Raw genomic sequence first — 10,971 nt, 5'->3', positions numbered from 1 at the left:
GATCGAGGTTCACAGTACTGCGCATACGATTACCGGGTCATACAGGAGCAGTCTGGTCTGAAAACATCAATGTCGCGTAAAGGTCACTGTTACGACAACGCTCCGATGGAAAGCTTCTGGGGAACGCTGAAAAATGAGAGCCTGAGCCACTATCGTTTTAATAACCGGGATGAAGCCATCTCAGTAATACGGGAATACATTGAGATTTTCTACAATCGTCAGCGTCGTCACTCTCGTCTGGGGAATATCTCCCCGGCAGCCTTCAGGGAAAAATATCATCAGATGGCTGCTTAAAAAAAGAACAAATGGTAGTGTCCGCTATTGCCAGTACACCTCACCCGTCGCGTGCCCGGCAGGCCAATTTTGTCAGAGACAATCAGATCAACTGCGTTGCTGCGCTCCAGCACACGAATATTCGGATGGTTCTGCGCCTTGCTCACCAGCGTGGATTGTACTTCTCTACCGGTGGCGTCGGCGGCATGAAGAATACGACGGTGACTATGTCCTCCTTCACGGGTCAGATGGTAGCTTTCTTCGCCATTCGGTTGAACGTGGGTATCAAACAAAACCCCCTGGTCAATTAACCATTGCACACAGGAACGAGCATTGCTGGCGACAAATTCAACTGCATGGCGATCGCAAATACCAGCCCCGGCAATCAATGTGTCTTCCACATGCGAGTCAATGCTGTCAGTTTCATCAAACACGGCGGCAATACCGCCCTGGGCATAAAATGTTGAACCTTCCGTTACCGGGCCTTTACTTAGAACGATGACCTGATGCTGGTCAGCCAGGCGTAGCGCCAGTGAAAGTCCGGCTGCGCCGCTACCAATAATCAACACGTCACATGAATGTTCAGGGAGAGTATTCATTTTCTTTGTTTAATTTACTAAACACAGTTTGGTCAGCATAGCATCATGTTGTGCGAATAAACACCTGCTATTTTAATATTTGTTACAGTTGCTAAACACGCTGATGCAGGGCGGCGAGAAAAAGAGAAGTTACTGGCTGGTGGAGGATTAGGTGGTGAAATAAAAAGGCCGTTGGGTTACTCTTCAGGCAGTTAAATGGGCATTTCTACACAGATAATGCGATGTTCAGATTCTGTAGACTTATAATGATAGATAATGATCCGTCTACAGCATGACAAACAAAAACAGATGCGTTACGGAACTTTACAAAAACGAGACACTCTAACCCTTTGCTTGCTCAAATTGCAGCTAATGGAGTGGCGTTTCGATAGCGCGTGGAAATTTGGTTTGGGGAGACTTTACCTCGGATGAGCGAGCAGTTAACGGACCAGGTCCTGGTTGAACGGGTCCAGAAGGGAGATCAGAAAGCCTTTAACTTACTGGTAGTGCGCTATCAGCATAAAGTGGCGAGTCTGGTTTCCCGCTATGTGCCGTCGGGTGATGTTCCCGATGTGGTACAAGAAGCTTTTATTAAAGCCTATCGTGCGCTGGATTCGTTCCGGGGAGATAGCGCTTTTTATACATGGCTGTATCGGATTGCTGTAAATACAGCGAAAAATTACCTGGTTGCTCAGGGGCGTCGTCCACCTTCCAGTGATGTGGATGCCATTGAAGCTGAAAACTTCGAAAGTGGCGGCGCGTTGAAAGAAATTTCGAACCCTGAGAACTTAATGTTGTCAGAAGAACTGAGACAGATAGTTTTCCGAACTATTGAGTCCCTCCCGGAAGATTTGCGCATGGCAATAACCTTGCGGGAGCTGGATGGCCTGAGCTATGAAGAGATAGCCGCTATCATGGATTGTCCGGTAGGTACGGTGCGTTCACGTATCTTCCGAGCGAGGGAAGCTATTGATAACAAAGTTCAACCGCTTATCAGGCGTTGACGATAGCGGGATACTGGATAAGGGTATTAGGCATGCAGAAAGAACAACTTTCCGCTTTAATGGATGGCGAAACGCTGGATAGTGAGCTGCTTAACGAACTGGCTCATAACCCAGAAATGCAGAAAACTTGGGAAAGCTATCACTTAATCCGTGACTCAATGCGGGGTGATACTCCCGAGGTGCTCCATTTCGATATCTCTTCACGCGTGATGGCCGCCATTGAAGAAGAGCCAGTACGTCAACCGGCGACATTGATCCCGGAAGCCCAGCCTGCGCCGCATCAATGGCAGAAAATGCCATTCTGGCAGAAAGTACGTCCGTGGGCGGCACAGCTTACCCAAATGGGCGTAGCAGCATGCGTATCGCTTGCAGTTATCGTTGGCGTCCAGCACTATAATGGACAATCTGAAACGTCCCAGCAGCCCGAAACGCCGGTATTTAATACACTGCCGATGATGGGTAAAGCCAGCCCGGTAAGCCTGGGAGTACCTTCTGAAGCGACCGCAAACAATGGTCAACAGCAGCAGGTACAGGAGCAGCGTCGTCGCATTAATGCAATGTTGCAGGATTACGAACTGCAACGCCGACTCCACTCTGAACAGCTTCAGTTTGAGCAGGCGCAAACCCAGCAAGCCGCTGTACAGGTGCCAGGAATTCAAACTTTAGGAACGCAATCGCAGTAATGAAGCAACTTTGGTTTGCCATGTCATTAGTGACAGGTAGCCTGTTATTCTCTGCTAACGCCTCGGCCACTCCCGCGTCCGGGGCGTTATTACAGCAGATGAACCTGGCCAGTCAGTCACTGAATTACGAGCTGTCATTCATCAGCATCAATAAACAGGGTGTTGAGTCTCTGCGTTATCGACATGCACGCCTCGATAACCGTCCTCTTGCACAATTGTTGCAAATGGATGGCCCGCGCCGGGAAGTGGTACAGCGCGGCGATGAAATCAGCTATTTTGAACCGGGACTTGAACCGTTCACGCTTAATGGCGATTACATTGTTGATTCTCTGCCATCGCTCATCTATACCGATTTCAAACGCCTTTCTCCTTACTACGACTTTATCTCCGTCGGGCGCACGCGTATTGCTGATCGTCTTTGCGAAGTCATTCGCGTGGTTGCCCGAGATGGTACACGCTACAGCTACATCGTGTGGATGGACACCGAATCGAAATTACCGATGCGGGTTGATCTCCTTGATCGCGATGGTGAAACGCTGGAACAATTTCGCGTGATTGCTTTTAACGTCAATCAGGATATCAGCAGCAGTATGCAGACGCTGGCGAAGGCAAATTTGCCGCCGTTGCTTTCTGTTCCTGTAGGTGAAAAAGCTAAATTCAGCTGGACGCCAACCTGGTTGCCACAGGGTTTTAGCGAAGTTTCCAGTAGTCGACGTCCGCTACCGACGATGGACAACATGCCTATCGAATCACGTCTCTATTCTGACGGATTATTCAGCTTCTCGGTAAACGTTAACCGCGCTACGCCATCGAGCACCGATCAGATGTTGCGCACCGGACGCAGAACCGTCAGTACAAGCGTACGTGATAACGCCGAAATCACCATTGTCGGTGAACTGCCGCCGCAAACGGCGAAACGCATTGCCGAGAATATTAAGTTCGGGGCAGCGCAATGATCAAAGAGTGGGCTACCGTCGTCTCCTGGCAAAACGGGCAGGCGCTGGTCAGTTGTGATGTTAAAGCTTCATGCAGCAGCTGCGCTTCACGCGCCGGTTGCGGTAGCCGCGTGTTGAATAAACTTGGCCCGCAAACCACGCATACCATTGTCGTACCCTGTGATGAACCGTTAGTGCCGGGGCAAAAAGTGGAATTGGGGATCGCCGAAGGCAGCCTGCTTAGCTCCGCATTACTGGTTTATATGTCGCCGCTGGTGGGATTATTCCTCATCGCTTCGCTATTTCAGCTACTCTTTGCTTCTGACGTCGCAGCATTATGTGGTGCGGTCCTCGGCGGTATTGGCGGGTTCCTGATTGCGCGCGGCTACTCGCGTAAGTTTGCTGCCCGGGCAGAATGGCAACCGATCATCTTAAGCGTGGCATTGCCGCCTGGCCTTGTGCGATTTGAAACATCTTCGGAAGACGCGAGCCAGTGATTTCACTGGCTTTGTTGCATTTTGCATAACAAATGCGAGGACGTTTCCAGATACCACAATCCATACGGTATGAACATTTCCTCGCCTCAATGTTGTAGTGTAGAATGCGGCGTTTCTATTAATACAGACGTTAAGCTCAGAACAGCGACTTCTAAAAGCCTGGTTAACCGGGCATTAAGGCACAATAATCATACTTTATGAAGAATATACGTAACTTTTCGATCATAGCTCACATTGACCACGGTAAATCGACGCTGTCTGACCGTATTATCCAGATCTGCGGTGGCCTGTCTGACCGTGAAATGGAGGCGCAGGTTCTCGATTCCATGGATCTTGAGCGTGAGCGTGGCATTACCATCAAAGCGCAAAGCGTGACGCTGGACTACAAAGCGTCTGACGGCGAAACCTATCAGCTTAACTTTATCGACACCCCGGGCCACGTAGACTTCTCCTATGAAGTTTCCCGTTCGCTGGCTGCCTGTGAAGGTGCATTGCTGGTGGTCGACGCCGGGCAGGGCGTGGAAGCGCAAACCCTGGCAAACTGCTACACCGCCATGGAAATGGATCTCGAAGTGGTGCCAGTACTGAACAAGATTGACCTGCCGGCAGCCGATCCTGAACGCGTGGCGGAAGAAATTGAAGATATCGTCGGCATCGACGCCACTGACGCGGTGCGCTGTTCAGCGAAAACCGGCGTTGGCGTGCAGGACGTTCTCGAACGTCTGGTGCGCGACATTCCGCCGCCGGAAGGCGATCCGGAAGGCCCGTTGCAGGCACTAATTATCGACTCATGGTTCGACAACTACCTGGGCGTTGTTTCACTTATCCGTATTAAAAACGGCACCCTGCGTAAGGGCGACAAAGTGAAAGTCATGAGTACCGGGCAGACCTATAACGCCGACCGTCTGGGCATCTTCACGCCGAAACAGGTTGACCGCACTGAACTGAAATGTGGCGAAGTAGGCTGGCTGGTATGTGCGATTAAAGATATCCACGGCGCTCCAGTCGGCGATACCTTAACGCTGGCGCGTAATCCGGCAGAAAAGGCGCTGCCTGGCTTTAAGAAAGTCAAACCGCAGGTATACGCCGGTCTGTTCCCGGTAAGTTCCGACGACTATGAAGCCTTCCGTGACGCGCTGGGTAAACTCAGCCTGAATGATGCCTCACTGTTCTATGAGCCGGAAAGCTCCAGCGCGCTGGGCTTTGGTTTCCGCTGCGGCTTCCTTGGCCTGCTGCACATGGAGATCATCCAGGAACGTCTGGAACGTGAATACGATCTGGATCTGATCACCACTGCGCCGACCGTAGTGTATGAAGTTGAAACCACGTCAAGGGAAGTTATCTACGTCGACAGCCCATCCAAGCTGCCTGCGGTAAATAACATTTACGAACTGCGCGAGCCGATTGCAGAGTGTCACATGCTGCTGCCGCAGGCATATCTCGGCAACGTTATTACGCTGTGCGTAGAAAAACGCGGCGTGCAGACCAATATGGTTTACCACGGTAATCAGGTGGCGCTGACGTACGAGATCCCGATGGCGGAAGTGGTGCTCGACTTCTTCGATCGCCTGAAATCTACCTCGCGTGGTTATGCGTCTCTGGATTACAACTTCAAACGCTTCCAGGCGTCCGACATGGTACGTGTAGACGTATTAATCAACGGTGAACGTGTTGATGCGTTGGCGCTGATCACCCACCGTGATAATTCGCAAAACCGCGGTCGCGAGTTGGTGGAGAAGATGAAAGATCTGATCCCACGCCAGCAGTTTGATATCGCCATTCAGGCAGCGATTGGTACGCACATTATTGCGCGATCCACCGTGAAACAGCTGCGTAAAAACGTACTGGCTAAATGTTATGGCGGCGATATCAGCCGTAAGAAAAAGCTGCTGCAGAAGCAGAAAGAAGGTAAGAAACGCATGAAGCAGATCGGTAACGTCGAGCTGCCGCAGGAAGCGTTCCTCGCCATTCTGCACGTCGGCAAAGACAACAAATAACCCTTAGGAGTTGGCATGGCGAATATGTTTGCCCTGATTCTGGTGATTGCCACACTGGTGACGGGCATTTTATGGTGCGTGGATAAATTCTTTTTCGCACCTAAACGGCGGGAACGTCAGGCAGCGGCGCAGGCGGCTGCCGGTGACTCACTGGATAAAGCAACCCTGAAAAAGGTTGCGCCGAAGCCTGGCTGGCTGGAAACCGGTGCTTCTGTTTTTCCGGTGCTGGCTATCGTATTGATTGTACGTTCGTTTATTTATGAACCGTTCCAGATCCCGTCAGGTTCGATGATGCCGACTCTGTTAATCGGTGATTTTATTCTGGTAGAGAAGTTTGCTTATGGCATTAAAGATCCTATCTACCAGAAAACGCTGATCGAAACCGGTCATCCGAAACGCGGCGATATCGTGGTCTTTAAATATCCGGAAGATCCAAAGCTTGATTACATCAAGCGCGCGGTGGGTTTACCGGGCGATAAAGTCACTTACGATCCGGTCTCAAAAGAGCTGACGATTCAACCGGGATGCAGTTCCGGCCAGGCGTGTGAAAACGCGCTACCGGTCACCTACTCCAACGTGGAACCGAGCGATTTCGTTCAGACCTTCTCACGCCGTAATGGTGGGGAAGCGACCAGCGGATTCTTTGAAGTGCCGAAAAACGAAACCAAAGAAAATGGAATTCGTCTTTCCGAGCGTAAAGAGACATTGGGTGATGTGACGCACCGAATTCTGACAGTGCCGATTGCGCAGGACCAGGTGGGGATGTATTACCAACAGCCAGGGCAACAACTGGCAACCTGGATTGTTCCGCCGGGACAATACTTCATGATGGGCGACAACCGCGACAACAGCGCGGACAGCCGTTACTGGGGTTTTGTGCCTGAAGCGAATCTGGTCGGTCGGGCAACGGCTATCTGGATGAGTTTCGATAAGCAAGAAGGCGAATGGCCGACAGGTGTGCGCTTAAGTCGCATTGGCGGCATCCATTAATAGCCCATCTTCGTTCACGTGCGCCGTTATGGCGACAACGTGAATTATTTATGAGATAAATCTCCCGTGGCTAACGACATCCCCCGTCGTTGTGTATAGAATATTCCCCCGAAGTTTAAGGTTGGCACCTCCAGGTTGCCACGGCACACGAAACAGCGTTGGTCCCCATATACCGGTAAACTGAAACTGCAGCGAAGCAGTTAGCAGAGCCATGTATATCAGGTCTGTTTCGTGTGCTGAATTGTTGACGCATTTATTTATTGGTATCGCATGAACCCCATCGTAATTAATCGGCTTCAACGGAAGCTGGGCTACACTTTTAATCATCAGGAACTGTTGCAGCAGGCATTAACTCATCGTAGTGCCAGCAGCAAACATAACGAGCGTTTAGAATTTTTAGGCGACTCTATTCTGAGCTACGTTATCGCCAATGCGCTTTATCACCGTTTCCCTCGTGTGGATGAAGGCGATATGAGCCGGATGCGCGCCACGCTGGTCCGTGGCAATACGCTGGCGGAACTGGCGCGCGAATTTGAGTTAGGCGAGTGCTTACGTTTAGGGCCTGGTGAACTTAAAAGCGGTGGATTTCGTCGTGAGTCAATTCTCGCCGATACCGTCGAAGCATTAATTGGTGGCGTATTCCTCGACAGTGATATTCAAACCGTCGAGAAATTAATCCTCAACTGGTATCAAACTCGTTTGGACGAAATTAGCCCAGGCGATAAACAAAAAGATCCGAAAACGCGCTTGCAAGAATATTTGCAGGGTCGCCATCTGCCGCTGCCGACTTATCTGGTAGTCCAGGTACGTGGCGAAGCGCACGATCAGGAATTTACTATCCACTGCCAGGTCAGCGGCCTGAGTGAACCGGTGGTTGGCACAGGTTCAAGCCGTCGTAAGGCTGAGCAGGCTGCCGCCGAACAGGCGTTGAAAAAACTGGAGCTGGAATGAGCATCGATAAAAGTTACTGCGGATTTATTGCCATCGTCGGACGTCGAACGTTGGCAAATCCACATTGTTGAACAAACTGCTGGGGCAGAAGATCTCCATCACCTCCCGCAAAGCGCAAACAACTCGTCACCGCATTGTGGGGATCCATACTGAAGGCGCGTATCAGGCGATCTACGTTGATACCCCTGGCCTGCATATGGAAGAAAAACGCGCTATTAACCGCCTGATGAACAAAGCGGCGAGCAGCTCTATTGGCGACGTTGAGCTGGTGATTTTTGTCGTTGAAGGCACCCGCTGGACGCCGGACGACGAAATGGTGCTCAACAAACTGCGCGATGGCAAAGCGCCGGTGATCCTCGCGGTGAACAAAGTGGATAACGTGCAGGAAAAAGCCGATCTGCTGCCGCACTTACAGTTCCTGGCAAGTCAGATGAACTTCCTCGATATCGTGCCGATCTCTGCTGAAACCGGGCTGAATGTCGACACTATCGCAGCAATCGTGCGTAAGCATCTGCCTGAAGCGACCCATCACTTCCCGGAAGATTACATCACCGATCGCTCACAGCGTTTTATGGCGTCTGAAATCATCCGCGAAAAACTGATGCGTTTCCTCGGCGCTGAACTGCCGTACTCCGTGACCGTGGAGATCGAACGTTTCGTCTCTAACGAACGCGGTGGTTATGACATCAATGGTTTGATTCTCGTTGAGCGTGAAGGGCAGAAGAAGATGGTTATTGGCAACAAAGGGGCCAAGATCAAAACCATCGGGATTGAAGCGCGTAAAGACATGCAGGAAATGTTCGAAGCGCCTGTCCACCTTGAACTGTGGGTAAAAGTGAAATCCGGTTGGGCCGACGACGAACGCGCACTGCGCAGTCTCGGTTACGTTGACGATCTTTAAGAGTCACTCCGATGGAAGGCTGGCAGCGCGCATTTGTCCTGCATAGTCGCCCGTGGAGCGAAACCAGCCTGATGCTGGACGTCTTCACGGAGGAATCGGGTCGCGTGCGTCTGGTTGCCAAAGGCGCACGCTCTAAACGCTCTACTCTGAAAGGTGCATTACAGCCTTTCACCCCTCTCTTGCTACGTTTCGGCGGGCGTGGCGAAGTCAAAACGCTGCGCAGTGCTGAAGCTGTCTCGCTGGCGCTGCCATTAAGCGGTATCACGCTTTACAGCGGTCTGTACATCAACGAACTTCTCTCCCGCGTACTGGAATACGAGACGCGCTTCTCTGAACTCTTTTTCGATTATTTGCACTGCATTCAGTCTCTTGCAGGTGCCACTGGTACGCCAGAACCCGCGCTGCGCCGCTTTGAACTGGCACTGCTCGGGCATCTGGGCTATGGCGTCAATTTTACCTATTGCGCGGGTAGCGGCGAGCCGGTAGATGACACCATGACGTATCGTTATCGCGAAGAAAAAGGGTTTATCGCAAGCGTCGTTATCGACAATAAAACGTTCACCGGAAGGCAGTTAAAAGCGTTAAACGCGCGGGAATTTCCTGACGCAGACACACTACGCGCCGCGAAACGCTTTACCCGCATGGCGCTTAAGCCGTATCTTGGCGGTAAACCATTAAAGAGCAGGGAACTGTTCCGGCAGTTTATGCCTAAGCGAACGGTGAAAACACATTATGAATGATGAGGATTGTCATGGCTGAATTACTGTTAGGCGTCAACATTGACCATATTGCAACGCTGCGTAACGCACGCGGTACTGCTTACCCGGATCCGGTGCAGGCGGCGTTTATTGCCGAGCAGGCGGGAGCGGACGGCATTACCGTGCATTTACGTGAAGATCGCCGCCACATTACTGACCGCGATGTGCGCATCCTGCGGCAGACGCTGGATACCCGAATGAATCTGGAGATGGCAGTGACCGAAGAGATGCTGGCGATCGCCGTTGAGACGAAGCCACATTTTTGCTGCCTGGTACCGGAAAAGCGTCAGGAAGTAACAACCGAAGGCGGCCTGGACGTTGCAGGGCAGCGTGAAAAAATGCGCGATGCCTGCAAACGTCTGACAGATGCCGGGATTCAGGTTTCTCTCTTTATCGACGCCGATGAAGAGCAGATCAAAGCTGCGGCAGAGGTTGGCGCACCGTTTATCGAGATCCACACCGGTTGCTATGCTGATGCCAAAACTGACGCCGAACAGGCGCAAGAGCTGGTGCGTATCGCCAAAGCCGCGACCTTTGCCGCTAGTCTCGGTCTGAAAGTTAACGCCGGACACGGTCTGACCTATCACAACGTGAAAGCCATTGCCGCCATCCCTGAGATGCATGAACTGAATATCGGTCATGCCATTATTGGCCGTGCAGTGATGACCGGACTGAAAGATGCGGTGGCAGAAATGAAGCGTCTGATGCTGGAAGCGCGTGGCTAATGGCAATATTAGGTTTAGGCACGGATATCGTAGAGATCGCTCGCATAGAAGCAGTGATCGCCCGATCCGGTGAGCGCCTGGCACGCCGCGTATTAAGCGATAACGAATGGGCAATCTGGAAAACGCACCACCAGCCGGTGCGTTTTCTGGCGAAGCGTTTTGCTGTGAAAGAAGCCGCAGCAAAAGCGTTTGGCACCGGGATCCGCAATGGTCTGGCGTTTAATCAATTTGAAGTATTCAATGATGAGCTCGGCAAACCACGGCTACGGCTATGGGGTGAGGCATTAAAACTGGCGGAAAAGCTCGGCGTTGTAAATATGCATGTAACGCTGGCAGATGAACGCCACTATGCTTGTGCCACGGTAATTATTGAAAGTTAAAATAATACCGTTCTCTTTAAAAAGTAAAACCCCCGAACTGGTAAGGAACGGGGGTTTTACTTTTTAACTTTAATTTTGTGCAGCATGCACCCTCAACAACAGCGATTATGGATCAGTGTACTTATCTTTTACAAGCAACTTGCAATCTTTAGCATAAAAACTCGAGCCTTTACGAAGAAAGCAATATTGATGGAAAGATTAACGTGACCGCCAATTCGTAAGTACATTAAAATTGGCTTCGTTATTGAAGATTTTGCTGTGCTTTACACCATGCCACAGAATTCCCCCATTGAAACGAG

The 10,971-nt window shown here is 51.1% G+C and carries 12 protein-coding genes and 2 pseudogenes; 13 read left to right on the top strand and 1 reads right to left on the bottom strand.

From position 1 onward, the window contains the following. On the top strand, positions 1 to 294 hold a 294-nt coding region (locus tag BHE85_RS13285; protein WP_146627975.1), incomplete at its 5' end, for an integrase core domain-containing protein. 41 nt (positions 295 to 335) lie between these two features. On the opposite strand, the pseudogene BHE85_RS13280 reads toward BHE85_RS13285, so the two are convergent. Further along, positions 336 to 872 (bottom strand): annotated as a pseudogene (locus tag BHE85_RS13280) (FAD-dependent oxidoreductase); the annotation flags it as partial. Between the two features lie 255 nt (positions 873 to 1,127). Between BHE85_RS13280 and rseD the strand changes: the two are divergent. The 12 genes and pseudogenes from rseD (at position 1,128) to acpS (ending at position 10,672) form a co-directional block, all read left to right on the top strand. Then, a complete protein-coding gene (rseD, locus tag BHE85_RS13275) occupies positions 1,128 to 1,283 on the top strand; it encodes a rpoE leader peptide RseD (RefSeq protein ID WP_001303621.1) in 156 nt (51 codons plus the stop codon). Then, the gene (rpoE, locus tag BHE85_RS13270) at positions 1,280 to 1,855 is read left to right on the top strand and encodes an RNA polymerase sigma factor RpoE (protein WP_001295364.1); all 576 of its coding nucleotides are present in this window, start codon (positions 1,280 to 1,282) and stop codon (positions 1,853 to 1,855) included. Before rseD ends, rpoE begins: the two co-directional genes overlap by 4 nt. A 32-nt stretch (positions 1,856 to 1,887) precedes the next feature. Then, the gene (rseA, locus tag BHE85_RS13265; RefSeq protein ID WP_001168459.1) at positions 1,888 to 2,538 is read left to right on the top strand and encodes an anti-sigma-E factor RseA; all 651 of its coding nucleotides are present in this window, start codon (positions 1,888 to 1,890) and stop codon (positions 2,536 to 2,538) included. Beyond that, positions 2,538 to 3,494: a sigma-E factor regulatory protein RseB gene (gene rseB / locus BHE85_RS13260; protein ID WP_000812031.1), complete on the top strand. Its 957-nt coding sequence runs from the start codon at positions 2,538 to 2,540 to the stop codon at positions 3,492 to 3,494. Before rseA ends, rseB begins: the two co-directional genes overlap by 1 nt. Further along, positions 3,491 to 3,970, top strand: coding sequence for a SoxR-reducing system protein RseC (rseC, locus tag BHE85_RS13255; RefSeq protein ID WP_000589070.1), 480 nt, complete (start codon positions 3,491 to 3,493; stop codon positions 3,968 to 3,970). The genes rseB and rseC overlap by 4 nt, the downstream gene beginning before the upstream one ends. A gap of 197 nt (positions 3,971 to 4,167) precedes the next feature. After that, positions 4,168 to 5,967, top strand: coding sequence for a translation elongation factor 4 (gene lepA, locus BHE85_RS13250; RefSeq protein WP_000790168.1), 1,800 nt, complete (start codon positions 4,168 to 4,170; stop codon positions 5,965 to 5,967). A 15-nt stretch (positions 5,968 to 5,982) separates the two neighbouring features. Beyond that, positions 5,983 to 6,957 carry a signal peptidase I gene (lepB, locus tag BHE85_RS13245; RefSeq protein WP_000002542.1) on the top strand — a complete coding sequence of 325 codons (975 nt, stop codon included), beginning with the start codon at positions 5,983 to 5,985 and terminating at the stop codon, positions 6,955 to 6,957. A 270-nt stretch (positions 6,958 to 7,227) separates the two neighbouring features. Then, entirely contained in the window at positions 7,228 to 7,908 is a 681-nt protein-coding gene (gene rnc / locus BHE85_RS13240; RefSeq protein WP_001068343.1) for a ribonuclease III, read from the top strand. Next, a pseudogene (gene era / locus BHE85_RS13235) lies at positions 7,905 to 8,809 on the top strand (GTPase Era). The gene rnc and the pseudogene era overlap by 4 nt, the downstream one beginning before the upstream one ends. A gap of 11 nt (positions 8,810 to 8,820) precedes the next feature. Further along, on the top strand, positions 8,821 to 9,549 hold the full coding sequence (gene recO, locus BHE85_RS13230; protein WP_000399399.1) for a DNA repair protein RecO: 729 nt from the start codon (positions 8,821 to 8,823) through the stop codon (positions 9,547 to 9,549). Positions 9,550 to 9,560: 11 nt separating this feature from the next. Further along, positions 9,561 to 10,292 carry a pyridoxine 5'-phosphate synthase gene (gene pdxJ, locus BHE85_RS13225; RefSeq protein WP_001364795.1) on the top strand — a complete coding sequence of 244 codons (732 nt, stop codon included), beginning with the start codon at positions 9,561 to 9,563 and terminating at the stop codon, positions 10,290 to 10,292. Then, a complete protein-coding gene (acpS, locus tag BHE85_RS13220) occupies positions 10,292 to 10,672 on the top strand; it encodes a holo-ACP synthase (protein WP_000986029.1) in 381 nt (126 codons plus the stop codon). The genes pdxJ and acpS overlap by 1 nt, the downstream gene beginning before the upstream one ends. The last annotated feature ends 299 nt before the right edge of the window (positions 10,673 to 10,971 follow it).

Origin of the sequence: Shigella sp. FC1567, assembly GCF_001743015.1 — a bacterium.
GTDB lineage: Bacteria > Pseudomonadota > Gammaproteobacteria > Enterobacterales > Enterobacteriaceae > Escherichia > Escherichia coli.
Note: the sequence above shows the minus strand (reverse complement) of the source record. Positions and strands in the feature narration are given on the sequence as shown.

Coding starts and splice junctions, on each gene's coding strand:
- rseD (WP_001303621.1), top strand. CDS start 1,128: ATGATCCGTCTACAGCATGACAAACAAAAACAGATGCGTTACGGAACT.
- rpoE (WP_001295364.1), top strand. CDS start 1,280: ATGAGCGAGCAGTTAACGGACCAGGTCCTGGTTGAACGGGTCCAGAAG.
- rseA (WP_001168459.1), top strand. CDS start 1,888: ATGCAGAAAGAACAACTTTCCGCTTTAATGGATGGCGAAACGCTGGAT.
- rseB (WP_000812031.1), top strand. CDS start 2,538: ATGAAGCAACTTTGGTTTGCCATGTCATTAGTGACAGGTAGCCTGTTA.
- rseC (WP_000589070.1), top strand. CDS start 3,491: ATGATCAAAGAGTGGGCTACCGTCGTCTCCTGGCAAAACGGGCAGGCG.
- lepA (WP_000790168.1), top strand. CDS start 4,168: ATGAAGAATATACGTAACTTTTCGATCATAGCTCACATTGACCACGGT.
- lepB (WP_000002542.1), top strand. CDS start 5,983: ATGGCGAATATGTTTGCCCTGATTCTGGTGATTGCCACACTGGTGACG.
- rnc (WP_001068343.1), top strand. CDS start 7,228: ATGAACCCCATCGTAATTAATCGGCTTCAACGGAAGCTGGGCTACACT.
- recO (WP_000399399.1), top strand. CDS start 8,821: ATGGAAGGCTGGCAGCGCGCATTTGTCCTGCATAGTCGCCCGTGGAGC.
- pdxJ (WP_001364795.1), top strand. CDS start 9,561: ATGGCTGAATTACTGTTAGGCGTCAACATTGACCATATTGCAACGCTG.
- acpS (WP_000986029.1), top strand. CDS start 10,292: ATGGCAATATTAGGTTTAGGCACGGATATCGTAGAGATCGCTCGCATA.